Source organism: Guptibacillus hwajinpoensis, assembly GCF_005144865.1.
In the GTDB taxonomy this organism is placed as follows: domain Bacteria; phylum Bacillota; class Bacilli; order Bacillales; family Guptibacillaceae; genus Guptibacillus; species Guptibacillus hwajinpoensis_A.
The window spans coordinates 59,641-83,485 of record NZ_SWFM01000001.1 but is presented as its reverse complement, the minus strand read 5'-3'; the positions used below and the strand labels follow the sequence as shown (position 1 = coordinate 83,485).

The following is a 23,845-nucleotide window of genomic DNA, read 5'->3' as shown; positions in this document are numbered from 1 at the left end:
AGTTATTAACTTATCATCCATTAAACCAACTCAATTTGGTATAATTTTCTTAACTAACTGAAGGAGGAATTATTAATGTCAAAAATTCTATTTTCTAACTCATTAAACAGGAGGGAATTACTGCTTTAATGTAAACACATCCCTCCTACCTTTCTAATGTCAGAACATACAATGAAAGTTGGAGGATCATGTCATCAATTTCAACAAGAAATATCAAGGTTTTATTTTGGGTTAATTTCTTTGGAACAATAAGCTTTCTTCAGCCTGTCCTAACGCTATTCTATCTTAAGAATGGATTAAGCGAAGCAGATATACTAATCATTTTATTGTGCTGGAGCGGGGCAGTTTTGATTGGTGAAATTCCTACCGGTGTTTTCGCGGATCGTTTTGGTCCTAGACTATCATTCATCGTAGGCTCATCGATTAAACTATCAAGCATAGGAGTATTGTTGTGTGCGGAAAGTTTGCCTATGTTCCTGCTATTCAGTTTTTTAAACGGACTGTCTGTAACGTTTTTCTCGGGAGCGGATGAAGCCTTAATATATGAATCGCTTAAAAAAGACGATCAACATCATAAGATGGACCAGGCGATAGGCAACATTCAGTCAGCTGGATTTGTGGCAATGATGATTGCGGTGTTATTCGGTTCATTTTTAGCAAAAGATCTTCAAATGCAGGAATTCAAATTACTCATCGTCCTTAGCATGGGGGCCTATATAGTAGAATTTCTACTTCTATTTCTAATTCGTGAACCCGAAGTTCAACTCACGATTTCTGATAATACTTCACTACGAAAAGTAGTTGAAGGAATTAAAGTGATTAAAAAAGCACCCCAGTTGTTGCTTATGTTTTTGAACTTAACGCTTGTATTCATTCCAACCGTTGCAGTATTTCAAAAGTTTGATCAGCCACTTATGATTGACGCAGGATTACCCGTTTATCTTATTGGATCTGTATATGCAGTTGGAGCGTTACTCGCTTTCTTTTCTTCCAGAAGTATTGGCTTACTTCATAAAAAATTCACTTATACTTTCTTAATGTACGCATCGGGTTTTTTATCTGCAATAGGTCTAGTGATTGCAGCAATGTTTCAAAATCAATTATGGGTTATGCTTTTCGTTGTTCTCTTCTTAAGGTGGGTTGGAGCCATTCGGTATCCCATCTATTCACAGTTGAGTAATAACATGATCCCAACTTATGTAAGAGCTACTACAATTTCATTGTTATCAATTCTAGACTCGCTATTTGATCTAATTGTGTTTATTGTGCTTATTGGTTTTGCACGTGAAGGGACTCAAGGCATACTAATAGGAGCAGCATGTATAGCAATGATCGGCTCCTTTCTTCCAATTAAGGACAAGTCACTTCGTAAAAAACAGGGAAGCAGAGCTTTTAACCACTAAATAAATTTCCAGAATGGTTTGCTTTTTAGCTTAGGCGATGCTATTATATATTTAAACCATTTTACTATTAATATATTTAGGATTTAAATTAGCTGTAGCTTCGAAAGAGGGTAACAAAGTTAAATCCTCTTAAAAAGCTGCAGTTTTTTAATGTAAACGTATTAAATTAGTGAATGGTGAATTTTAAATTATGTACGATGAGGTACATTAGGAGGCAATTTTTTATGCAAAACGGTAAAGTAAAATGGTTCAACGCTGAAAAAGGTTTCGGTTTCATCGAAGTTGAAGGTGGAGACGACGTATTCGTACACTTCTCTGCAATCAACGGCGAAGGTTTCAAAACACTTGACGAAGGCCAAGAAGTTAACTTCGAAATCGTAGAAGGTAACCGCGGACCACAAGCAGCTAACGTAACAAAAGCATAAATGGCTTAATAAGCCCCTGACGACTAGTCGTCAGGGGCTTATTTTTTGTATATTACAAGACGAGATGCTCTCCATTCGCTAATGACGTTATTTATTGATAGACATTGATAAGGGTGAAACATTGTCTGACCGTTTTTATTAACTAGAAGCTCTTTGTTTATAGCAAATGCAGCATGAACTGGTTGGTTTTCAGTAAACCAGACAAGCACATCATGACTAGTCACATTTGTACTCTTAGTAGGAGAGTAGTTATAGGTTTCTAATGCCTCAAGAAACTCATCTTGTTGTACCCACTTTTTCGTTAAGTGATTTTTTCGATGCTCGTTTTGTTCAAGGTTACATAAAGCTGCGGAAAAACAGTTTGGTCCATTACTCCCTATAAAGACATTCATTAGTGAATGATTTTTTGTTAATGCACCTTCTTTTGAAATAGATGTTGATTCAACAAAATCCTTTGCAATCATTTTAAGAACCTCAAAACGATAAGCAATCGGTAACAAATCCCAACTCCACTTCTGGAAAATAACATAACTCTTCTCATCAAAAGGGAAGCTAAGTTCATCGAGAATACTATGTACATTTTCCGCAAGTGGTAGCTGATATAATTCTTCTAATGTAAAAGCAAAACCTCTTTTTGCTCTTAATTGGCCCTGAAGAATAACGATTTGATCTTCTTTTGATAACGCCAAAAAGGTATCATTTGAGACAACTGCCACCCACTTGCATTTAGGAGACACATTCCACGTTAGAAATGAAGTACGTTCATCAATAGTAGGAGTGAATGTTGCTCTAGAACAACAATTAATGTTAGCTTTCATTTCTTCAAAGTAAAATAAATCATAATTTGGAATAAAACGCATGTCCCACGTTTGAAGAACATGAAGTGTTAACATATTGTTTTTTATATAATTTGTCATATCGTTGCTCTTACCTTCAACTTTTTCCTTAGTTCAAGCTCATCATGAACAGGGATTTGATGGTAACCTACTTCAGGGATTTCTGGTTTTTGAACACGGGCTTGATTAACTGCATCTGATTTAATACTGGTTAATCGATACCCTTTTCTTTGATAGAATCGTAAAGCTTTGAGATTATCATTCGTCGTAAGAAGCGATACCTCATTTAATTCGCCTATGAAAGCAGCAATTTCGACTTCCATTAACAGCCGGCTACCTACACCGTTATTTTCGACTAAACTATCCAAAGAGATTATTTCAAGAAAGCTTTCATGAAAGTAATAAGTAATAACTCCACTAATATCGCCCGATTCATTGTAAGCTATAAAACCGTCTAATCTACTTATGTCATAAACCCCTGAGGAAACAATCATTTCGGTGCTTCCCCAAAGAGTGGTGAACAAATTTCCCAATTTCACTTGATGTTCTTCCTGGGTAGGTTGAATGTTATATTCACAAGGATCATAGACCATAAGATAACAATTTCTCCATTCCCCCTCATGAAATTCATTCTTAGAAAGCACACATTTTCTCTCAAACCCTACATTCTCATAACAGGTAATTGCTCTTGTATTCGAGGTTTTTGGATCCATGACAACAAGTGAAGCTTTTAATTGATCAATTATATAATTTACAACCATGTTAACAACTCTTGTTCCGATCCCTTTATTCCAATATTTTGGCTCTCCAATAAATTGATCCATTCCATACGAGTTTGCAGGAAGTGAAATACCTCTTACTTCATTCAACCGATAAAATTGTATATAGCCAATTGGATAGTTTTCCTTGTATATAAGGCACCTTGTTTCATTATCATCGACCAAAAAATCATTACGTACTTTATCAATTGTGTACTTGTTGTCTCTTCCTTCATAATAAGAAAGTACTTCATCATTCGTTAACCATTTCAAAAGATGCATTTCATCTTCTTTATCAATTGTTCGTATATCCAGACCGTTTTCTTCAATAAGAATAGTCATTAGATTGTCCTTTCTAGAACCATATTCGAGTGTCACATTAGTCTAAAGTAGAAATCAATAAAGTAATTTCGAAAAATAAATTATTAAATGCATATTAAATGTAATAATTCGGACTCAAAAAGGGTATAATGAAGAGTTAATGGTATATCAATGTCTCAAATAGTATGCTACAATGATTAAAATATACTTTTAACAGATGGGACTTGATAAACATATATGGGAAAATACATGATTGACCACCAAAAACAAATTGTCCATAGGACAGCATACGCTGGTGATGAATGTCATTTACCCGAGACCCCGATAAAAAACCGGACCGAAGCCAATCATGAACAAGAACTCCTTGTTTTTCTTCGTCAAAAAGGCTATCGAAAATGTGCTTCTTGTTTCTTTGGTTCAACATTTGAAGCAGAATACGAAATTCAAACTCCGTCGAGATCCGTGTGAGTATTTACTAATTAAATAGATTAACTGTCCAGAAAGGGCAAGGATTTTATATCCTTGCCCTTTCTTTAGTATTAGGTCTCTATCTAGAATACTTATTTAAATATCATTTTACCAGACTTTAATTGTTAACGGTTTCACGATATAATACTACTGGTCGCTATTTTCTGAACACTTTTTTTATTCAAGAGATTGTATTTTCATGTTTTACTAAAGGAGTTGGTATGTTATATTCATAACTATGTTTTTATAAAGATACGTTTTTCCATTACAGAAAATCCGTTAGAAACGACAGAGGTGACACTACTATGCAAAGTAATCATCACACTAAATTATCTTCAGAAGGAATACTTAGATTTGCTCTCCCTTCTCTAATCGGTATCTTTTTATTCATGATCCCCATTCCAAACGATGAGGGCGTGACGATTCCGATTGCTAAACTTGCGGGTTGGCTCCAGGGTTTATTCGGCACTACATTACCTGGCATTATGACTATTGTCATTTCAATTACTGCAATTCTTACAACTATAGCTGTTATTATCAAACCAAATTGGGTGACGAAGCGACCATTTTTGGTAAGTCTTCTCAAAGTCTCACCAGTCTGGCTTTTAGCGCGTATTTTAGGTATGATTTTCGCAATTCTAACATTATATAAGATCGGTCCCGAATGGATCTGGTCAGAGGCAACTGGCGGCTTATTGCTTAATGATCTTATTCCGATTTTATTTTCTGTGTTCTTATTTGCAGGAATCTTCTTACCCCTTCTATTAAACTTCGGTTTATTGGAATTTTGCGGAACGCTACTTACTAAAATTATGCGTCCAATTTTCACACTTCCTGGCAGATCATCAATTGATTGTCTCGCATCCTGGATGGGAGATGGCACTATCGGGGTTTTATTAACTAGTAAACAATATGAAGAAGGCTATTATACAAAAAGAGAAGCGGCCGTTATCGGTACCACGTTTTCAGTAGTATCCATCACATTTAGTATTGTTGTTCTCCAGCAAATGAAGCTCGAGCAATATTTTATTCCTTACTACATAACGATTGTTCTTGCAGGTGTCGTAGCAGCAGTTATTATGCCAAGAATACCACCACTCTCTCGAAAACCAGATACAACATTTGAGTCTGCTGCTGAGACACCAGATGATACAATTCCAGAAAACATGTCCCGTTTCCGTTGGGGACTTGTTCTGGCAACCAGAACGGCAAAAGATAACCGCACTTCTAATGTTGTAAAAGGTGGTATCCAAAACGTACTAGATATGTGGATGGGTGTTATTCCAATTGTAATGGCAATCGGAACAGTCGCGTTAATCATTGCAGAAACCACTCCTGTATTTAGCTACCTTGGCGCGCCATTTGTACCAATACTTAATGTAATGCAGGTGCCCGAAGCAGCTGAAGCTGCACAAACGATGGTAATCGGATTCGCTGATATGTTCCTTCCAGCCATTATTGGTGCAGATATTGAGAGTGACTTGACCCGATTCGTTATCGCAAGTCTATCAGTATCTCAGCTCATCTATATGTCTGAAGTTGGTGGACTACTCCTTGGCTCAAAGGTACCAGTAAGGTTCATTGATCTTGTGATTATTTTCCTTCAACGTACCCTTATCTCTTTACCTATTATTGTGATCATGGCTCATATTATCTTTTAATTACAAGAAGTCGGGAGAATCAATTCCGACTTCTTTTTAATTTCCCTTGCTGTTTGGCTTATTTAGTGGAATTTTACTACTAGGTTTTTAAATTTATTTATATAATACGGTATGTGAAATTAATTTTGGATAAAGTAAAAAGCAGCGGCATATCCGCTGCTTTTTGTTATTTATCAAATAAAATGACAATCTTACCTTTCGCATGATGCGATTCACTTAAAGCATGTGCTTCTCGAATTCCTTCTTCACCAAACGGGAAGCGATGTCCAATTGTAGCCTTTATTTCTCCTTTTTCCATTAGAGAAGCTATTTTTTTAAGCTGCTCACCATTTGGTTCAAGCCAAACGTTTCCTGAGCGTATTCCCATTTCCTTTGCTTTATCTTTATCGGGTTCACCTACGATCGACACGAGACGACCATCACCTCGTAAAACTGAGAAGCTCTTATCTTGGATTTCTCCACCCATTGTGTCTAGAACAACATCATATTCTTCTAACACTTCTGAGAAGTCCTGTTCACGATAATTTATAACAAGATCGGCTCCAATGGATTTTAAATACTCTTCATTTTTCCCACTCGCTGTCGTCGCTACAAATGCACCTTTATATTTTGCTAACTGAATAGCAAAACTGCCGACACCACCTGCACCCGCATGAATCAGTACTTTTTCATCCTTTTGTAGGTCAGCAAAATCAATTAGACATTGCCATGCAGTCAATCCTACAAGTGGAACTGAAGCAGCTTCCTCATAAGAAATGGAATCAGGAATAGATGCGAGCAAATGATCATCAACTAGAACTTCTTCCGCATATGTACCATTTGCGGTTGTTGCTGGCCTTGCAAAAACGCGATCGCCAACTTCAAATTCCTTAACATCTTCGCCTACTTCTTTAATAATACCAGCGATATCCCAGCCAAGAACGATCGGGAAGTTGAACGGTAGCATTTCCTTCAAATAGCCCTCTCTCAATTTCCAATCAATCGGATTAATTGAGGTTGCGTAACTCTCTACAACCACCTGATTTCTCCCTGGAGTAGGGGACTCGAGTTCTTTTTCATGTAATTCTTCTTTTCCACCATATTGTTCGATTACAACTGCTTTCATAATAGAAAACTCCTCTCTTTCTCATTCCCTATTATGTTCCCACTACAAGTACGATTCTAAACAAATTAACTTTCAATTCTTCCAAATTGAGAAAGTACAATTAATTGTTGTACTGTTAAATATCCTTTCCACTCTCCCTTTGCTTTCTTCCATTCATCTTCATATTGTCCCCATTCCCAATTTGGTTCAAAGCTACCATCTGCGAGCTGTTTATCAACAATATAATCAAGGTTTACGTGAAGCTCCTGGTTTAATTCTTCTGCAAATGGCGATTGATCCGATTCTGCTAACACAACTGGTTGCACACCATAGTGATCCCATTTTTCTGGTGGATCAATAATCAATGGAAGCTTGTTATGTATCTTTTTTATAATACACTCCTCTTCTTCACCACCAACCAATCTTGCCAATCTTAAATAACAAAGCACTTCATGAATTTCATATTCATTTAGCTTCTCAAGATGATCCAAAACTTTAGAGAGCATTCCATTTGCAAGGTCATTATTATCGTCCCCATAATAAAGAAGATATCCAACAATTTCTGCATCGGGATTGGCACTATAACGATTTTCATTCCCACTTACATGCCACCATGGAGCATGAGGAACATCATTTACATTATCTGAAACTGCTATCCATCGTTCTTTTTTCGTATTTAATGTGTTCATAAAGTATTCAATTCCGTCTTTAACGAAAGGGTGATTTTTTGAAACACCAATTTTATTCATGTATTGAAAAGCGACTGTTGTTGCCATAGGAGACGATTCCTTCAATCTGAAATCAGGCTCCAGACTATGGCCAAATCCTCCATCCGAATTGCGAAATGCTTCAAGCTCATGTAATACTTCTTCTGCACTTGCTTCTTCTTTCCAAAACGAAAGAAATGATCGATCAATAGGTCTTGCATAACTTTCAACAAATGAACATGCTTTTTGAAAGTCCTTTTTAGATAATTTCTTCATTGTTATCCTTCCTTTCATAATTTACTTCTCCGTGCTACTTTCTCGTTCATCAAGCATTTTCCTTTTTTTCATTTCTTGAAAAATTCTATATAAAAAAGTAGAGTAGTAGTGAAGAAAGCGATTTCTAAAAGGAGCGTATTTATGAATATCGTCATTGTAGGCGCAGGAGCACTTGGTACATACTTTGGAGCAAGATGGATTGAAGCTGGAGCAAATGTCTCCTTCTTCGTTCGAGAAGGACGAAAAGCTCAAATCGAAAAAGAAGGACTAGAAATTACTAGTGTGAAGGGTAATGCAAAGATTGAAAACCCTCACCTCCTTACTAAGCCTGATGAAGTAAAGGATCCTGACCTTGTGCTTCTAGGTGTAAAAGGCTATCACATTGAAGGCACTGTCCCCTCATTAAAAGAATTTGTTTCAAAAGGAGCAAAGGTCCTTCCAATTCTAAATGGTATAGAACACCTTTCTGTTCTGAAAGAGGAATTAGGTGAAGAAGCAGTTCTTGGGGGATTGTCCTATATTATTGCAACTCTTGATGATCGAGGTCACGTAAAGCATACAAGCGATTTCCATGAATTAATTTTTGGTCCTCTCCATCCATCTCACCAAGAAGTATGCAAAGAATTAAATTTAATAAGTAAACATGCTAACTTCAACTGTGTATTAAGTTCAACTATTGAAGAAGAAATGTGGAAAAAGTATATGTTCATTTCTGCAATGTCTGGAGTCACTACTGCAGGAGACTTCCATACAGGGACAATCCGAGATGTACCAGAAACCTTTGAACTTGTCCAAAAAGTAATGAAGGAAATTGGTATGCTTGCTTCTAAGTATGATGTTCAAATTAATCAGGAAGATATTGTGCGCCGTATGGAACAGTTTAATCAATTACCTTATGAAGCTACTTCCTCTATGCACCAAGATAAGCGAAAGAAAAACAAACTAGAAGTAGAACACCTACAAGGTGGGGCGCTTCGACTTGCTGAGCGTGTTCAGCTAACCTTACCGTATACTGAAACACTATATCGTTTGATCAAACCTTATGAAACGCAAGAATAATAGATTCATAACGTTTTTCATAGAAAAAAGCGAGGATATGTCCTCGCTTTTTTTCTTATGCTTTAACTTTTGTTTCAGCCGAAAACAATGCCAAAGGGTTTTCAATAAACAAAGTATTAATGGTTTCTTCTGTAATCCCTGCCGCTTTAAGTTTCGGAAGAATTTCTTCAAATATATACACAGGCTGCCAATTCGCCATAATCTTTTGCACCGATTCAGGAAGTACTGGAGGTCTTCCCATCCAGTAATTAACCGTATCATGTGACAACATGATCTGGCGCTCGTAGCCACTGTTCAGTAAACCGATCAAAGTTACTAGTCGTTCTTTATCAAATGGTGCACCGACCAGTCCCTGGATTCCAAAGCGATCAAATCCGATGTTCACACCCGTTTCTAGTGTTCTCAAATGGTAAGAGACATCAGTATTCCCACACATATGTCCAATGATAATAGATTGAGGATTCACGCCTTCCTCAACTAATAGCTTAGCCTGCTCTGGCCCCATTGTCCCTTCTTGCGTATGAGTTAAGATCGTGATACCTGTTTCATTATGCACTCGAGCTGCTGCTTTAAAAAACATCATTTCATAGTCAGTTATCATATCTTTACTTGAAGCAAGCTTAATAATACCAGGCTTAACTCCGGTAGTTCCTATACCATCCGTAATTTCTTTCATAAACATTTCATAAATATCTTCCTCGGCTGTTCCAAGTGCCTGACGAAACTTGAAATAAGGTGTAGCTCCTTCACCTTCGTAATAATAACCAGTAGCACATATAATTTGCAGCCCTGTTTCCGTAGCTATTTTCCTCAAGAGTTCTGGATTTCTTCCACATTCATTTGGCGTAGGATCCACAACCGTTTTAACACCTTGAGCCATTACACTTTCAGCAACTGCAATTCCAACTTGCAGTGCTTCTTGAAAATCGAATGCCCCAAGAGAAATATCACCACTAAAACCTGGATACCCGAATGCAAAATGCTCATGCACTAAGGTTTTTCCGAGTTGTTCCACTGGAATGGCACCTGTAACGGTTTCAACTGTCTTCCTCATTTTATTTCACCCCTTCCGCTTTCTGTTTTTCATTATCTTGTAGTTTACGCCATAGTATTTTTCCGCTGCTCGTCGTAGGGAATGTATCCATAAATTCAACCATTCTTGGATATTTGTAGGCAGCCATTTGCTCCTTAGACCATTCAATGATTTCTTCTTCAGTGACTTTTCCTTTAGCCTCATCATTTAAAATGACAAATGCCTTTACCGTCTCTCCCCTACGAGGATCTGGTACTCCAACAACACATGCTTGTTGAACAGCAGGGTGCTTGTATAACATCGATTCGACTTCAGTTGGCCAAACCTTATATCCTGAAGCATTCACCATTCGCTTTACACGATCTATGATAAAAAAGTATCCTTCCTCATCATATCGAGCAATGTCTCCAGTACGGAAAAAGGTTTTACCATCTAGCTCAAGAAACGAATTACGATTCTCATCCTCTCGGTTATAATAACCATCAAATACTTGTGGTCCGTTAACAATAATTTCTCCAATTTCTCCAGCACCTAGTTCTTTCATTGTAGTTGGTTCGATGATTCGTGCATCGACATCAAACGATGGAACCCCCAGACATTGTAGCTTTGGAAAATCAGGTGGATTAAAGTGCGTGTGAGAAATAGTCTCTGAAAGTCCATACCCTTCAATAAAATGCAACCCTGTTAAATTGAATAGCTTTTCTCCAACAGCTGCTGGAAGTGGTGCTCCTCCCCCTGCTAGAATCTTTAGCGAGGAAATAGAGTAGTTCGATAGATTAGGATTTGACAGAAAATCAATTAACATCGTGCTAATGTTCACCCAGTTTGCGATCTCATATTTCTCAATATATTTTGCCGCTAAATTACGATCCCATCTTGTCATTATAACCATTGGTGCCCCACTGTATATCGGTGCATGCATACTATGAAGCATACCTGTAACGTGAAACAGTGGTAACGTAACAAGATGCATACCATCTGCTGTTATGTTCATCCATTGACACGCACCCACAGCATTAGCTTGTAATGTGCGGTTAGGATGAATACACCCTTTAGGAAGACCGGTTGTTCCTGACGTGTATGGCATAACAGCTACATCATTAATTGTCCGTTTATAGTCTCCTGCTATTAATTGATGATTGATTGCCTCTTCCCAAGTATAATGATTTGGTTTATTTATCGGTTTCGTCTCAAGAGCTACCTCATCAGGAATTTCACTTTCGTCACCTGCATAGTAAGAATAAGCTGCCGTTAGGATGTTCTTCAGAGTAGTGGAAGACAATAACGGTTCCGCCCTGTCATAAAGCTCTTGACCAATAACCGCCGTGTTAATCTCGCAGTCTTTAATATAGAAGGAAAGCTCCTCGGATGTAAGCATTGGATTAATTGGTACCACAATAGCATTTGCTCGTAATATAGCATAATATGCTATTACAAATTGAGGTGAATTTTGCATAAAGAGAAGAACATTCTCTCCAGGCGATACATCGAGTTCTTTCTCAAGGAAGGCAGCTGTTTTATCCACTTCCCGCAACATTTGTTCATAAGACAATGTTGCTCCGTAGTAGATAATCGCTTCTTTCGTAGGATATCGTTTTGCAGAAACTGTTAAATTATCATAGATCGTTGTTTCAGGAATAGTTAGTGAATAAGGTACTCGTTTTGGCCAGAACTGAAAATGATTCGTTTTCATATTTCGATCCCCTTTCATACACCTTAATAGTCTTTATTAAGCACTTTTCCATCTTCAACTACACCAATTGCTGGTTTCCAATCAAATGCTCCTCCGTTAACAAGTCCATTTATATGCCAAACGACGTTTTCATCCGGAAGTGTTTTAATCCCATCTTCTATACTTGCCATGATTTTTGTGGGATCATCCACACTTCCCGATTCTTTCATAGCATTCACAAGTACATGCATAGCTTGATAGTTAAATGCACCTTCAGCAGTTGGTATACGATCAAATCGTTCCTTATATTTCTTTATAAACTCTTCTGCACCTGACGCATCGCTTTCGATTATTGGAAGAGTACCTATTGCACCTTCTAGTTGTTCAAGACCTCCTAATACTGGTTCCATCTCTTCAATTTTTGCTTGGTCCATTACCATAAATCCACCTTCGAACCCTAATTCCCTCGCTTGCTTTATGACTAATGCTGTTGGTTGGGAAGGTCCACCAACAAAGAGAACATCAGGATCATTGCTTAATGCTTTTGTAACAATAGAGAAAAAGTCTGTATCTTTGCTAAAATCAATTGATCCTTCAAACACAACTTCTCCACCATTTTCTTCCCACACAGGCTTTAATGCGTCAGTCCAATCCTTACCATATTGTGATGCAGTTGGAAGAAGTGCAATCTTCTTGCCGAACCTTTCCATTTCATATTTTGTAAAAGGTTCTGGATAAGCACTATAAGCTGGTGGGATCCCGAGTGTTAATGAATTATTCTGTTCCATGATTTTCGGTTCACTCGTGTACGCAGCAATTAGAAAATTCTCCTTTTCATTAAACACCTGTGTAGCAAACACACCACCGCTATGTGGAACAAAAATGACTGGGGTATTGTTTTCTTGTACAAGTCTTCTTGCGTTTGTACCTGTCTCATTCGGTAAATATTGATCGTCTAGAGTTACGAGATTAATGTCGTATGTTTTGCCATCAACTTCAAAACCTTCTTCATTAATTTCATCAACAGCCATTTCCAAACCACTTAGTGTGTTCTCCCCGTAATAAGCCGCTGGACCACTTAAAGGTCCACTAAATCCTATATTCACAGTATTTTCGGCGGAAGAACTAGTCTTTCCATCAGTCTTAGTATCTTTCGTTTGCTTAGCATTAGATGAGCTTTCTGAATTGCTATTGCTTACTGAGCTTGCAGCACAACCAGCCATTACCATAATTGCAACCAGAACCATTAGAAGTACAAAGAGTGTTTTACCGAATTTCATCGTTTCTCCCCCTGTTCAAATAGACTCATTTTATGCCCCAATATAGGCCTTGCGGATTTCATCATTAGATAACAGCTCTTCTTTACTTCCTTCTAGAACTATTTTGCCGCTCTCGATGACATAGCCACGGTTAGAAATTTGAAGTGCTGCATTTGCATTTTGCTCAGCTAGAAGAATCGTTGTTCCCTGCTCATTAATATCCTCAATAATGTTGAACATTTGCTCAACAATTAGGGGAGCTAGACCAAGAGAAGGTTCGTCAAGAAGAAGTACTTTCGGATTCGCCATAAGAGCTCGTCCAATCGCAAGCATTTGTTGCTGTCCTCCACTCAATGATCCCGCAGCTTCATGTCGTTTATCATAAAGAATAGGAAAGAGCGAATATACATCCTTTAAACGCTTTTCTACCTCCTTACGCTGCTTGCGATGAACAAAACTGCCCATTTTCAAATTTTCATAAACAGACATATGAGGAAAAAGCTTTCTACCTTCGGGGCACTGCACAATTCCTTCTTTAACAAGCGAGTGTGGAGACTTACCAGTTAGCTTGCGATTCATGAACACGACATCTCCTGAAACAGGCTTCATTAGTCCACTTATCGTACGGAAAATTGTACTTTTACCTGCTCCATTTGCTCCAAGAAGAACGACTGTCTCCCCTTCATTTACATGAAGGCGAATGTTGTTCAGCACCTGAGACGCCCCATAGTTCACGTTAATATTGTTTAACTGGAGCATGAACTTCGCCTCCTAGATATGCTTGAATTACAGCTTCATTCTGACGTATTTCATCCGGTGGACCTTCCGCAATTTTCTTCCCATGATTCAAGACAACTATTTTATCTGCTAGACTCATAATCATTGGCATTTTATGCTCAATCAGACAAACGGTAATGCCGTGATCTGCCATTTTTCGCATCAAGTACGCTAATCCATCTGTTTCATCTGGATTGACACCGGCAGCTGGTTCATCAAGTAGCACCATTTCTGGATCTGTTGCAAGTGCAAGTGCAAAAGCTAACCTCTTTTTCTCTTCCTGAGATATAAGAGACACAGGGTGCTCCACAACATTCATCAACTCTACGAATTCGAGGGCCTGTATTGCTTTTTCATAAGATTGTTTCTCTTCTTCCTTTTCTCTCGCAGTTCTAAAAATCGCATCCCATATCCCTGATTTTGTGCGAAGCCTATGACCAATTAATACGTTATCTAGGACCGAAGATTGTTCAAATAAGTTTGTCGTTTGAAATGTGCGGCCAATTCCAAGTCGAGCAATCTGTTGAGGTGGCATTTTTGTAATATCGTTGTCCTTGAAAAGAACTTTTCCTGAAGTAATAGGATGAATCCCACTGATCAAATTGAAAAAAGTAGATTTCCCAGCTCCGTTCGGACCAATAATGGCTGTTATCGACCCTTTTTCGAACGAAACGCTTACATCTTCTACAGCAGCGAGACCACCAAATCGTTTTGTGATTTTCTTTGTTTCAAAGAACATTAACCAGCCTCCTCTACATCCCGTTTGACTTCATGTTCTTCTTTTCGCAAGCTTATTTTCTGTTGCTTTCTTTTTTGAATGAACGTTTCTATACTTCCTGTTATACCTCGTGGGTAGTATAGAACTAAAAGTACAACTACAGGTCCGAAAATAAGCATGCGGTATTCTTCGAGAAATTGAAGTGACTGAGTTAGCGAAATGACAATCAATGTGCCAACTAGAGGGCCTGCAAGTGTACCAATCCCACCAACAAGAAGATACATAAGCATTTCAAAGGTAACAGTAATTGCTGATATTTGAGGACCTATGAAACGAATAAATGAAGCATATAATGCGCCTGATAATCCTGCGAATAGTGCTGACAACGTAAAAGCAAGTAGCTGATTTTTCATAATGGATATACCAATTGTTTTTGCAAGCTCCTCACTATTTCGAATCGCAATAAATGTTCTTCCAAGTAAAGAATGGACGATTCTATAGCAAATAAAAATAGTAAGTGCGAGGAATGAAAGAGCGAGATAATACTGAGATGTTAACGTATCAAAGGTAATCGGCCCGATATTGCCAGGCGCTGAAATGCCAATTAATCCCCTAACACCGCCCGTAAGGCTATCCCATTTGTCGATGAGAAGATAAATAATCACTCCGACGCACATCGTATAAATCGCAAAAAAGTGAGATTTTGTTCTTAATGCAATAACTCCAACCAGAGCACCAGCTAAAGCAGTAATTACGACTGCAAGGAATAAAGAAAGCCAGTACGGCAATCCTGCTTTCGTTGTTAATAGACCTACACCATAAGCTCCGATTGCAAAGAATCCTGCATGTGCAAGTGAGAGATAACCTACATACCCCGAAATAATATTAAAACCGTATACCGCAATGGACCAGATAAAGACGAGAGTAAGAAGTTGCAGAAGATACATATTTTGAAATACAAGTGGAAATAGGATGGCGACACACGATAACACCATGATCATTGTTCGCTTAGAGAGAAGATTCGACATTACTGAACCCCCTTCGTAAACAGCCCTGTCGGTTTCGCTGTCAGAATGACGACGAGTAAAAGAAACGCGATTACATCTTTATAATCAGATGATATGTACGTCGCTCCAATGCTTTCAGTTAAACCGAGCAAATATCCTCCAATGATTGCTCCAGGAATACTTCCCATTCCGCCAATTATAATAATGACAAAGGCTTTCATAATAACCAGATTGCCCATTGTAGGAAACACAAGGTTAATTGGAGATGCAAGAGAAGCTGCAGCTGCTGCAAGTCCACCAGCAATCGCAAATGTTAGCCAAGCTACCTGATTTGCATTAATCCCAACTAAAAATGCTCCTTCACGGTTTTGAGCCATTGCAATGATTGCAGCACCAATCATCGTTTTTGTTAAGAAGAAGTGAAGTGCTAGCATTAAAATAATTGCTGCAATAATAATTAAAAGTCGCTGTAAGGTAACTGTTAACCCAAACAAATTTACGACAGAGCTATAAGGTGTATCCATTCTGTAGTATTCAGTACCCCACATAAATTGACCAAACGCTTCTAGAAATAAGAGGATTCCAATGGCAGCCACCATCATTCTCATACCATCTGCACCTTCTAATTTCTTAAAGATAAGCTGTTGAGTAACAACACCAAGTATTGCAACGACTGCTACAGAAGCGATAATGGCTATCCAATAATTGAAGCCGAATCCTACCATCATCATTAACGTAATATAAGCACCAACCATGTAGAATGCACCATGTGCAAAGTTAGGGACGTGAAGAATACCGAAAACGAGTGTTAAACCGAGTGCCACAAGAGTGTAAACGCTTCCAATTGTAAGTCCGTTAAAAATTTGCTGGAAAAGAAGCTCCATTTTCTTCCTCCTTCTTTTCAGTTAGGATCCAGACAAAGGGAACGACGATTTATGCTGAGGATTCAAGATGTGAGGGTGTTTTATCAGGATTGAAGTATGAACTCCAATCCTGATAAGGAGACTATTTGCCTTTGAATTGAGGAGCGCGTTTTTCTTTGAAAGCATTAGCGCCTTCTTTATGATCTTCTGTTGTTACCATCATTGCCTGTGTAATTCGTTCCTGCTCCAAAACTTCAGATAATGATGAGGTAAGAGAAGCGTCTGCAATTTTCTTAATAAAACCAAATGCTTTACCAGGACCTCTTGAGAGTTTCTCTGCGTAAGCAATCGCTTCATCTTGTAAAACCGATAGAGGGTATGTTTGATTAACGATCCTTAATTCCTTTGCTTCTTTTGCAGTGATTGGTTGTGCTGAGAAGAATAACTCTTTTGCTTTGTAAGGACCGATTAGACGTGGCAAGAAAGAAAGTCCTCCACCATCAGATATTAATCCTACTTGAGAGAAACTTAAGACAAAGCTACTGTCTTCCGCTGCTAGGATAATATCACTTGCGAGCGCCAGATTAAAACCAGCTCCAGCAGCAAAGCCGTGTATAACTGAAATAATCGGCTTCTCAAGGTCTCTCATCGCAAGCACAAGTTCATTTAATTTCCCAATATGCTCATATACTTCAGTTGAAGTTGCGTCTCCCATCGTCTTTACATCTCCACCAGCACTGAAAGATCGACCAGCTCCAGAAAGCATCACTACACGAATATCATCGTTTTCTTTAGCATCCTGAATTGCCTTTGTAAGTCCTAAAATCATATCTGGACTAAATGCATTTAGTGCCTCAGGTCGATTTAGTGTAAGATGAAGCACAGTCCCTTGAATATTCACTTTTAGATGATCTGTTTTTACAGTTGTTTCCATCATTAAACACTCCTCTTTTTTATACGATGAGCCAGCCACCGTCTACTAATAAATCAGATCCTGTCATGTAGCTTGCTTCAGTTGAGGCAGCAAAGGCTATCACATTAGCTATCTCATCAGGCTGCCCAACCCGGTTTAAAACTGTATTACGTTTAATCGAAGCTTCAAATCTTTCATTTTTCAGTCCTGCTTCTGTTAGCGGTGTTTCCACAAAACCAGGGGATACGGAATTCACACGAATGTATGGTGATAGTTCCACAGCTAGTGCTCTTGTAAAATTAATAACCGCTGCCTTTGCAGCACTGTAATGAGGAATTTGAGCACCCGCTTTATGTCCTGATAATGAAGCGACGTTAACAATCGATAAATCTTCCAATGAATTGTTTTCCTTAGCTGTATCCAACATCAACTTTCCAAGTGCTTTAGATACAAGGAATACGCTTTTTAAATTTACCGACTGCGCATGATCCCAATTTTCCTCAGACATCTCAAGAATTGGTGAACCTTGTGAACCTCCAGCATTATTAATTAAAATATGAAGGGAGTCTGTTTTTTCTTTAACAAAAGAAGTAAGTGATTCAATGTCTGCTTGCTTTGTTACGTCAGCTACACATGTTAATACTGTTCCTTCTAAGTCTTTAAGCTCATTGGCTGTGCGTTTCAACTTCTCTTCTGTACGTCCAACAAGTATCACTGTCCCACCTTCAGAAGCGATACGTCTTGCAGTCATCGCTCCAATTCCGCTTCCGCCACCTGTCACAACAGCGGTTCGCCCTGTAAATCTCGCCATTCTAACACCACTTTCTAGACGTCATACTTTAGTTTCTTATAGATTGATTGTGCTATTTCTCGATTTCGTTCGAGCGAGCTTCCGAAATCGTAAGCAGAAAGCTCGTTAAAAACGAGTTGGATAGCTTGTTGCTTCTTCTCTTTAGGTAGAATACTCATTAGCAGCATTCGAGCCGTAGATTCAACATCTTGAAGAGTTTCCTCTAAAAAGGTTCTTGCTAGCTTAATTTTCATTTCACCCTGATCTTTCAAAGCTCGAAGAACTGCAGATTCCGCTGCATATAACGCAATGGCTATATTCGAAAGCCTCATTAGAGATTCCTGGTTATCCATTAAATCCTCACCATGTTTCTCAAAAGCAGTCCCTACGCAAAAGAAAAACACGTTTCGTATACTTTGGATAGCCGATTCCTCATTTGTCGGATCGTTTACCTTTTCTGCTAGCTTTCGTCTTGCTTTTTCAACTAGTTCTTCAAGGGAAATGTCTCCCTTAGTTGCTTTCTTAAAGAGCGTTCCAACAATTAACATTCGATTTACTTCATTCGTACCTTCAAAAATACGATTGATTCTTGAATCGCGATACATCTGTTCAATCGGATATTCCTTTATGAAACCAGCCCCACCATGTAACTGAAGAGATTCATCCACAACTTGATCTAGTGTTTCAGAACCAAATACTTTACAAATCGCGCATTCTACAGCGAATTCCATCATTTGTTTGCCTACGATTTTGTGATCGGTCTCGTTATACAGTCCATTCATGGCCTCTTCCAGTAAGAACGCCGTTCTGTACTGGAGCGATTCAGAAGCATAAATTCTTGTCATCATGCGAGCTACTTTTTCTTGCGTAGCAGTAAATTCAGCAATGGTACGACCAAACTGTTTGCGTTCGTTCGTATGCTGAAGTGCTAATTTTAATCCATGCTTTGCTCCCCCAGTACAAGCCGAACCAAGATTAAATCGTCCTAAATTCAACACATTCAGTGCAATAACATGGCCCTTTCCAGCAGCACCGAGAAGATTTTCAATAGGAACCTGACAATCTTCTAAAATTACTGATCTAGTCGATGAACCTTTAATCCCCATCTTTTTTTCTTCAGGTCCTAGTGAAAGCCCAGGAAAATTTCGCTCTACAATAAATGCAGAAAACTGTTTTCCATTAATTTTGGCATATACAATGAAGGTATCTGAGAACACAGCATTGGTTATATATAATTTCGTTCCATTTAGAAGATAGTGAGTTCCTTCTTCATTAAGCACCGCTGTTGTTTGTGACGCTAACGCATCGGACCCAGCACTAGGTTCTGTTAAACAATATGCGCCAAGATACTCCCCTGAAGCAAGTTTAGGAAGATACTTCTTCTTCTGCTCGTGGGTACCAAAATGCGTAATCGGTAGGGTAGCGATACAGGTATGGTTGGATTGCGCGACACCATAACCACTCGTCCTCCCAACAACCTCCCCTACTACGCATTTAGAAATCTTATCTAGCCCTATTCCACCATATTTCTCTGGAATACTATGTCCAAGTAATCCAAGTTGACCTGCTTTCTTAAGTAAAGTAACAACTTGATCAAAGTCCTGATGTTCGATCGCTTCTCTAAAAGGATCCACGTTTTTCTCAACGAATTGTTGTGCTGTTTTTGCAATCATCCGATGTTCATCTGTAAACTCTTCAGGAGTAAAAATATCATCTGGAGTGGACTGACGATAAAGAAAATCAGATCCCGTACGACTAGACTTGATTTGTGTCATGATGGACCTCCTCCCGTATAATTGTTTTCTTTCCTTCTACGAAAGGTATGATCGAAAAAATACCTTCTGAAGCTACAAATCTCACTTCGTCTTCATACCCATATCGTTTGATCATCTCTCCGACACGAGAAGAAATTAAAACATCTTCCGCACTTTGTTCACTGCCTCTATAGAACGAAGATGCAGCACGTGCAGCGTCAGTAAGCTCCCAATCAGGCAATGATGAGATCATTTGATTAATTAAATAACCAGCTCCATAAAAATCTTCTAGAGCAAATTCACCTGATGAACCAGAACAAACTACCACAATTGTTTCATTCGGATGTTCCTGGTTGAGCTTCTTTGCAATAGCTCTTCCGTTTAAGAGCGAGGCTACATATACTCGTTTTGCTCCACTTGTACGTTTAATGGCTACGGTACCATTCGTAGTTGAAAGAATTAATGTTTTGCCTTTCACCGCTTTCTTCAATTGCAGTGGATTTGGGTCAAGAAACCCTTCAATTGTCTTACCTTCATATTCACCAGAAAGCAGATAACTTCCATCAGGTAATGCTTTCGCTTCCGCTAATGCATCGTATTGATCAAGAACTGGAATCACCTGTTCTGCTCCAAATTCAAGAGCTGAAGTGATTGTAGATGTAGCCAGAAGTACGTCCAGCACAACTGCAATTTTTCCATTACCTATCTTCTCCTGATCAATATCTTCTTTTTTCATAAGCAAGTGTATTTTTCCCATATGAACTCCTAACGCTTTACTCTGGCATTGTTCCGAGCATGACCAATTAAGCTAGCAACAAATTGATTCAGATCACGAAAACGTTCGTCTGTTGTTTGGCCCATCTTCCATCGATAGTATATCTGCTGACAAATAACGGCGAGCTTGAAATAAGCAAAGGTTAAATAAAAATTCATTTGTGAAACATCTCTACCGGATTTCTTAGCGTAAGATTCGATAAATTCATCCCTTGTCATAAAACCGTTCATAACTGTAATAGGAGGCTTTCCTGTTCCACTTTTAAGCATGTCTGGATCATCTTGTTGCAGCCAGTATCCCATTGCAGCACCTAGGTCTGCGAGGGGATCTCCTACAGTCGTCATTTCCCAATCAAACAATCCTACTATTTTGCTGTAATCATCGTGCGCAAACATAGCGTTGTTTAATTTGAAATCGTAATGAATAACAGTTGGGCTTTGCGATTTAGGTATATTTGAGGCCATCCAATTCGTTAGCTCATCAATACCAGGGATTTCATCTGTTTTTGACCGGTGATAACGTTTGATCCACCCATGCACCTGACGCTCCATAAACCCATCTGGATGACTTATTTCACTCAATTTAGTAGCTTCATAGTTAATACTATGGAGCTCTACAAGAGTATCTACCATTGTTTCAGAGATGTTTCTACAGATCGCTTCCGTTGGCTGAAAACCATCCGGGAAAGAAGTATCAAGTACGACACCTCTTCTTCTTTCCATTAGAAAAAATGGCGAACCTAGCAGAGTTTCATTATAAAAATATGGCTTAGGAGCAAGGGAGAAAATAGGATGTAATTCTTTCAAAATGGTAAACTCTCGCTCCATATCATGCGCTTTTGGTGCAAGTGGTCCAAGAGGAGGCCTTCTCAGTACCGCTTCCCAGTCACCAATTGAAAGCTGGTATGTTAAATTTGAGCGACCAGTTTCAAATTGTTGAATAGTGAGTGGGTCATCACTTAATTGATTGATGTTTTCTCTAATAAAAGTTTCAAGCTTTTGTTGATCAAGCTCTTCTCCATCCCGGACAGGAATCGTATCGTGTGAATAGGACATACGCCACTCTCCTGATTACAAAATATTCGGTCTTTTAAGTGTGTAATGATTGATGGTTTTGATACACTTACTGCATTCTTATAGCAACTGATAAGATTCCTCGAGCCTTTTCCTTAACTCATCTGGAATGATTTCACTTGTTTGTTTCTTGAAGTCGAAGTAAACAACGGTTGCTTCACCTTCAGCTAAAGTATCATTCGTTCTTGTGTCTTTAATCAAGTGAAGTAGCGTAAAGCTTTTCGAACCTATTCTTTTAACTGATGTTTCAATACGAAGTGCCTGTTTAAAGTACACTTGCTTTATAAAATCACATTTCGTAGAAACAAGTATAAACGGCCAATCGTCCGTACCAGATTGTTTACCAAGATATTCAAAAAATTGCACCCGAGCTTCTTCTAAATAAATGAAATAGCTTGTATTATTTACATGCCCAAGCGCATCTGTCTCACAGAATCTTACTCGAACATCGATATTTTCACTCATATGACTCCCTCTTTTCTACTACCTATGTGTAAATGCAGGCTTTCTTTTCTCGATGAACGCTTGGACGCCTTCTTTAATATCTTCTGTTTGAAAAACTTCTTCAAACAATTCCGCTTCAAGTTCAACAGCCGCTTCAATCGGAAGGTGTGCTCCTTTATTAACTGCATGTTTAATGCGGGATAACGCCTGCAAAGATTGACCAGTCACTTTAGCTGCCATACCTTGAGCATACGTCATTCCTTGACCTGTAGGTACAACATGATTAACGAGACCGTAACGATCTGCCTCTTCTGCTGTAATAGGTTCTCCAGTAAACATCAATTCCTTTGCTCTTGCTTCGCCAACAAGCCTTGGAAGACGCTGTGTTCCGCCACCACCCGGGAAAAGTCCAAGCTTAATTTCAGGAAGACCGAGTTGCGCATGCTCTTCTGCTATTCGTATATCACAGGTCATAGCTAGCTCACATCCACCACCGAACGTTAAACCATTTAACACGGCAATCGTTGGTTTAGGAAAATGATCGATGTAATTCATGACACGGTGAGTTTCCAGGACAATGTCCTTAAAACCAGTCTGACCGATCCATTCAGGAAATTCCTTAATATCAGCGCCTGCCATGAAAGCTTTATTTCCAGCTCCTGTTAAAATAACGGCAACTGCCTCTTCATTTGTTTCTAGTTCAGTAAATACATCGTACAATTCTGTTGTTACCTGTTTACTTAACACATTAAGAGGTGGATTGTTGATGGTTACAATGGCAGTTTTCTCATGAATTTCGTAAGTTACTTTTTTCATTAGTTCTTCACTCCTTCTTTTGTATAGTCATACCAGCCTTTACCAGTTTTTCGACCTAGCGTGCCTGCTTTCACCTTATCCTCAATTGCCTGAGAAGGTTTATCTTCAGGATTGCCGGTTTCATTGTATCGTTGCTGCATCACATAATAGCCAACATCTATACCTGACAAATCCATTAACTCAAATGGACCAATAGGATGATTGAGAGCTTTTCTACAAATTAAATCAATATCTTTAAAGTCTGCAATTCCTTCTTCATATAGGTACATCGCTTCTTTTTGCAGTGCTCCTAGAATACGATTAGCAACAAATCCAGAAATTTCTTTTTTCAGAAGAACACCAGTCCGATTAATTCGTTCACAAACATCCATTGTCATTTTCGCTGTATCTTCTGATGTTGCGTCACTCATAACAACTTCTACACAATCCATTACGAGTGGCGGGAAGAAGAAGTGCATATTTACTACTTTATCTTTGCGATTTGTTACAGAAGCAATTAATGAGTTAACAATTGTAGAGCTATTAGATGCAAAAATAACATCAGGAGCGGCTAATTCATCAAGCTTCTGGAATACTTCACGTTTAACATCGAGTTTCTCTACAATCGCTTCAATAATAAAATCAGCTTTAACAGCTGCTTCTTCAAGGCTTGTCGTAAAATGTAATCTATTAAAAGCATCTTCTTTCATTTCTTCAGTGATTTTACCTTTCTTTATCCACTTCGTCATAATGCCTTCGAGTTTCTCTCCAGCATCTTTTAAAGCCATTTCATTAATATCTTGTATGATCGTTTCATATCCTCCTAGTGCACAGAGCATGCCAATCTGATGGCCCATGGATCCTGCCCCAAGTACTGAAATCTTCTTAATCTCTTTACTATTCATCTCATTTCCTCCTTAAGGTTACTAACCGGTTAGGATGTTGAATTCGCAAGCGCTTACAATTAAGCAGGA

At 38.6% G+C, this 23,845-nt stretch carries 23 protein-coding genes; 4 read left to right on the top strand and 19 right to left on the bottom strand.

The window, feature by feature from the left end:
- The first annotated feature begins 188 nt into the window (after positions 1-188).
- Together FBF83_RS00405 and cspD are read left to right on the top strand one after the other, a co-directional pair.
- Complete coding sequence (locus FBF83_RS00405) at positions 189-1,403, top strand: MFS transporter (RefSeq protein WP_169525115.1); 1,215 nt, start codon at positions 189-191, stop codon at positions 1,401-1,403.
- Between the two features lie 224 nt (positions 1,404-1,627).
- Positions 1,628-1,828 carry a cold-shock protein CspD gene (cspD, locus tag FBF83_RS00400; protein ID WP_048309367.1) on the top strand — a complete coding sequence of 67 codons (201 nt, stop codon included), beginning with the start codon at positions 1,628-1,630 and terminating at the stop codon, positions 1,826-1,828.
- A gap of 38 nt (positions 1,829-1,866) precedes the next feature.
- On the opposite strand, the gene FBF83_RS00395 is transcribed toward cspD, so the two are convergent.
- Together FBF83_RS00395 and FBF83_RS21085 are read right to left on the bottom strand one after the other, a co-directional pair.
- Positions 1,867-2,745, bottom strand: a complete 879-nt coding sequence (locus FBF83_RS00395) for a hypothetical protein (protein WP_136945184.1) — start codon at positions 2,743-2,745, stop codon at positions 1,867-1,869.
- Positions 2,742-3,764 carry a GNAT family N-acetyltransferase gene (locus FBF83_RS21085; RefSeq protein ID WP_240687944.1) on the bottom strand — a complete coding sequence of 341 codons (1,023 nt, stop codon included), beginning with the start codon at positions 3,762-3,764 and terminating at the stop codon, positions 2,742-2,744. Before FBF83_RS21085 ends, FBF83_RS00395 begins: the two co-directional genes overlap by 4 nt.
- 752 nt (positions 3,765-4,516) lie before the next feature.
- Between FBF83_RS21085 and FBF83_RS00385 the strand changes: the two genes are divergently transcribed.
- The gene (locus tag FBF83_RS00385; protein WP_136945183.1) at positions 4,517-5,872 is read left to right on the top strand and encodes a YjiH family protein; all 1,356 of its coding nucleotides are present in this window, start codon (positions 4,517-4,519) and stop codon (positions 5,870-5,872) included.
- A gap of 166 nt (positions 5,873-6,038) precedes the next feature.
- Here the strand turns inward: FBF83_RS00385 and FBF83_RS00380 are convergent, their stop codons facing one another.
- Positions 6,039-6,977, bottom strand: coding sequence for an NADP-dependent oxidoreductase (locus tag FBF83_RS00380; RefSeq protein ID WP_136945182.1), 939 nt, complete (start codon positions 6,975-6,977; stop codon positions 6,039-6,041).
- A 65-nt stretch (positions 6,978-7,042) separates the two neighbouring features.
- Complete coding sequence (locus FBF83_RS00375) at positions 7,043-7,939, bottom strand: hypothetical protein (protein WP_136945181.1); 897 nt, start codon at positions 7,937-7,939, stop codon at positions 7,043-7,045.
- 141 nt (positions 7,940-8,080) lie between these two features.
- Here FBF83_RS00375 and FBF83_RS00370 point away from each other — a divergent pair, with 141 nt between their 5' ends.
- Complete coding sequence (locus tag FBF83_RS00370; RefSeq protein WP_136945180.1) at positions 8,081-8,998, top strand: ketopantoate reductase family protein; 918 nt, start codon at positions 8,081-8,083, stop codon at positions 8,996-8,998.
- Positions 8,999-9,053: 55 nt separating this feature from the next.
- On the opposite strand, the gene FBF83_RS00365 is transcribed toward FBF83_RS00370, so the two are convergent.
- The 15 genes from FBF83_RS00365 to FBF83_RS00295 all read right to left on the bottom strand — a co-directional run bounded on the left by FBF83_RS00365 (position 9,054) and on the right by FBF83_RS00295 (position 23,776).
- Complete coding sequence (locus FBF83_RS00365; RefSeq protein ID WP_136945179.1) at positions 9,054-10,052, bottom strand: phosphotriesterase family protein; 999 nt, start codon at positions 10,050-10,052, stop codon at positions 9,054-9,056.
- Between the two features lies 1 nt (position 10,053).
- Complete coding sequence (locus FBF83_RS00360; protein ID WP_136945178.1) at positions 10,054-11,724, bottom strand: long-chain fatty acid--CoA ligase; 1,671 nt, start codon at positions 11,722-11,724, stop codon at positions 10,054-10,056.
- A 23-nt stretch (positions 11,725-11,747) separates the two neighbouring features.
- A complete protein-coding gene (locus tag FBF83_RS00355; protein ID WP_136945177.1) occupies positions 11,748-12,983 on the bottom strand; it encodes an ABC transporter substrate-binding protein in 1,236 nt (411 codons plus the stop codon).
- Positions 12,984-13,013: 30 nt separating this feature from the next.
- Positions 13,014-13,721: an ABC transporter ATP-binding protein gene (locus FBF83_RS00350; protein WP_136945176.1), complete on the bottom strand. Its 708-nt coding sequence runs from the start codon at positions 13,719-13,721 to the stop codon at positions 13,014-13,016.
- Positions 13,699-14,478 carry an ABC transporter ATP-binding protein gene (locus FBF83_RS00345; protein ID WP_136945175.1) on the bottom strand — a complete coding sequence of 260 codons (780 nt, stop codon included), beginning with the start codon at positions 14,476-14,478 and terminating at the stop codon, positions 13,699-13,701. Before FBF83_RS00345 ends, FBF83_RS00350 begins: the two co-directional genes overlap by 23 nt.
- Complete coding sequence (locus FBF83_RS00340) at positions 14,478-15,485, bottom strand: branched-chain amino acid ABC transporter permease (protein WP_136945174.1); 1,008 nt, start codon at positions 15,483-15,485, stop codon at positions 14,478-14,480. The genes FBF83_RS00345 and FBF83_RS00340 overlap by 1 nt, the downstream gene beginning before the upstream one ends.
- Positions 15,485-16,348 (bottom strand): branched-chain amino acid ABC transporter permease, encoded by an 864-nt coding sequence (locus FBF83_RS00335; protein WP_136945173.1) that lies wholly within the window; start codon positions 16,346-16,348, stop codon positions 15,485-15,487. Before FBF83_RS00335 ends, FBF83_RS00340 begins: the two co-directional genes overlap by 1 nt.
- A 121-nt stretch (positions 16,349-16,469) precedes the next feature.
- On the bottom strand, positions 16,470-17,261 hold the full coding sequence (locus FBF83_RS00330; RefSeq protein ID WP_240687943.1) for an enoyl-CoA hydratase/isomerase family protein: 792 nt from the start codon (positions 17,259-17,261) through the stop codon (positions 16,470-16,472).
- Positions 17,262-17,280: 19 nt separating this feature from the next.
- Entirely contained in the window at positions 17,281-18,051 is a 771-nt protein-coding gene (locus FBF83_RS00325) for an SDR family NAD(P)-dependent oxidoreductase (protein WP_136945171.1), read from the bottom strand.
- A gap of 14 nt (positions 18,052-18,065) precedes the next feature.
- Positions 18,066-19,805 carry an acyl-CoA dehydrogenase family protein gene (locus FBF83_RS00320; protein ID WP_136945170.1) on the bottom strand — a complete coding sequence of 580 codons (1,740 nt, stop codon included), beginning with the start codon at positions 19,803-19,805 and terminating at the stop codon, positions 18,066-18,068.
- The gene (locus FBF83_RS00315) at positions 19,786-20,541 is read right to left on the bottom strand and encodes a 2-phosphosulfolactate phosphatase (RefSeq protein ID WP_136945169.1); all 756 of its coding nucleotides are present in this window, start codon (positions 20,539-20,541) and stop codon (positions 19,786-19,788) included. The genes FBF83_RS00320 and FBF83_RS00315 overlap by 20 nt, the downstream gene beginning before the upstream one ends.
- Positions 20,542-20,549: 8 nt before the next feature.
- Complete coding sequence (locus FBF83_RS00310; protein ID WP_136945168.1) at positions 20,550-21,614, bottom strand: phosphotransferase family protein; 1,065 nt, start codon at positions 21,612-21,614, stop codon at positions 20,550-20,552.
- A gap of 78 nt (positions 21,615-21,692) precedes the next feature.
- Positions 21,693-22,097 (bottom strand): acyl-CoA thioesterase, encoded by a 405-nt coding sequence (locus FBF83_RS00305; protein ID WP_136945167.1) that lies wholly within the window; start codon positions 22,095-22,097, stop codon positions 21,693-21,695.
- Between the two features lie 18 nt (positions 22,098-22,115).
- Positions 22,116-22,892 (bottom strand): enoyl-CoA hydratase, encoded by a 777-nt coding sequence (locus FBF83_RS00300; protein WP_136945166.1) that lies wholly within the window; start codon positions 22,890-22,892, stop codon positions 22,116-22,118.
- The gene (locus FBF83_RS00295) at positions 22,892-23,776 is read right to left on the bottom strand and encodes a 3-hydroxyacyl-CoA dehydrogenase family protein (protein WP_136945165.1); all 885 of its coding nucleotides are present in this window, start codon (positions 23,774-23,776) and stop codon (positions 22,892-22,894) included. Before FBF83_RS00295 ends, FBF83_RS00300 begins: the two co-directional genes overlap by 1 nt.
- Positions 23,777-23,845 lie beyond the last annotated feature (69 nt).

Bases quoted from the DNA above. Each gene is read 5' to 3' on its own strand.
- FBF83_RS00385 (WP_136945183.1), top strand. From the start codon at position 4,517: ATGCAAAGTAATCATCACACTAAATTATCTTCAGAAGGAATACTTAGA.
- FBF83_RS00360 (WP_136945178.1), bottom strand. From the start codon at position 11,724: ATGAAAACGAATCATTTTCAGTTCTGGCCAAAACGAGTACCTTATTCA.
- FBF83_RS00300 (WP_136945166.1), bottom strand. From the start codon at position 22,892: ATGAAAAAAGTAACTTACGAAATTCATGAGAAAACTGCCATTGTAACC.
- FBF83_RS00370 (WP_136945180.1), top strand. From the start codon at position 8,081: ATGAATATCGTCATTGTAGGCGCAGGAGCACTTGGTACATACTTTGGA.
- FBF83_RS00335 (WP_136945173.1), bottom strand. From the start codon at position 16,348: ATGGAGCTTCTTTTCCAGCAAATTTTTAACGGACTTACAATTGGAAGC.
- FBF83_RS00365 (WP_136945179.1), bottom strand. From the start codon at position 10,052: ATGAGGAAGACAGTTGAAACCGTTACAGGTGCCATTCCAGTGGAACAA.
- FBF83_RS00320 (WP_136945170.1), bottom strand. From the start codon at position 19,805: ATGACACAAATCAAGTCTAGTCGTACGGGATCTGATTTTCTTTATCGT.
- FBF83_RS00405 (WP_169525115.1), top strand. From the start codon at position 189: ATGTCATCAATTTCAACAAGAAATATCAAGGTTTTATTTTGGGTTAAT.
- FBF83_RS00305 (WP_136945167.1), bottom strand. From the start codon at position 22,097: ATGAGTGAAAATATCGATGTTCGAGTAAGATTCTGTGAGACAGATGCG.
- FBF83_RS00355 (WP_136945177.1), bottom strand. From the start codon at position 12,983: ATGAAATTCGGTAAAACACTCTTTGTACTTCTAATGGTTCTGGTTGCA.
- FBF83_RS00380 (WP_136945182.1), bottom strand. From the start codon at position 6,977: ATGAAAGCAGTTGTAATCGAACAATATGGTGGAAAAGAAGAATTACAT.
- FBF83_RS21085 (WP_240687944.1), bottom strand. From the start codon at position 3,764: ATGACTATTCTTATTGAAGAAAACGGTCTGGATATACGAACAATTGAT.
- FBF83_RS00350 (WP_136945176.1), bottom strand. From the start codon at position 13,721: ATGCTCCAGTTAAACAATATTAACGTGAACTATGGGGCGTCTCAGGTG.
- FBF83_RS00325 (WP_136945171.1), bottom strand. From the start codon at position 18,051: ATGGCGAGATTTACAGGGCGAACCGCTGTTGTGACAGGTGGCGGAAGC.
- FBF83_RS00340 (WP_136945174.1), bottom strand. From the start codon at position 15,485: ATGTCGAATCTTCTCTCTAAGCGAACAATGATCATGGTGTTATCGTGT.
- FBF83_RS00295 (WP_136945165.1), bottom strand. From the start codon at position 23,776: ATGAATAGTAAAGAGATTAAGAAGATTTCAGTACTTGGGGCAGGATCC.
- FBF83_RS00315 (WP_136945169.1), bottom strand. From the start codon at position 20,541: ATGGGAAAAATACACTTGCTTATGAAAAAAGAAGATATTGATCAGGAG.
- FBF83_RS00345 (WP_136945175.1), bottom strand. From the start codon at position 14,478: ATGTTCTTTGAAACAAAGAAAATCACAAAACGATTTGGTGGTCTCGCT.
- FBF83_RS00375 (WP_136945181.1), bottom strand. From the start codon at position 7,939: ATGAAGAAATTATCTAAAAAGGACTTTCAAAAAGCATGTTCATTTGTT.
- cspD (WP_048309367.1), top strand. From the start codon at position 1,628: ATGCAAAACGGTAAAGTAAAATGGTTCAACGCTGAAAAAGGTTTCGGT.
- FBF83_RS00330 (WP_240687943.1), bottom strand. From the start codon at position 17,261: ATGGAAACAACTGTAAAAACAGATCATCTAAAAGTGAATATTCAAGGG.
- FBF83_RS00395 (WP_136945184.1), bottom strand. From the start codon at position 2,745: ATGACAAATTATATAAAAAACAATATGTTAACACTTCATGTTCTTCAA.
- FBF83_RS00310 (WP_136945168.1), bottom strand. From the start codon at position 21,614: ATGTCCTATTCACACGATACGATTCCTGTCCGGGATGGAGAAGAGCTT.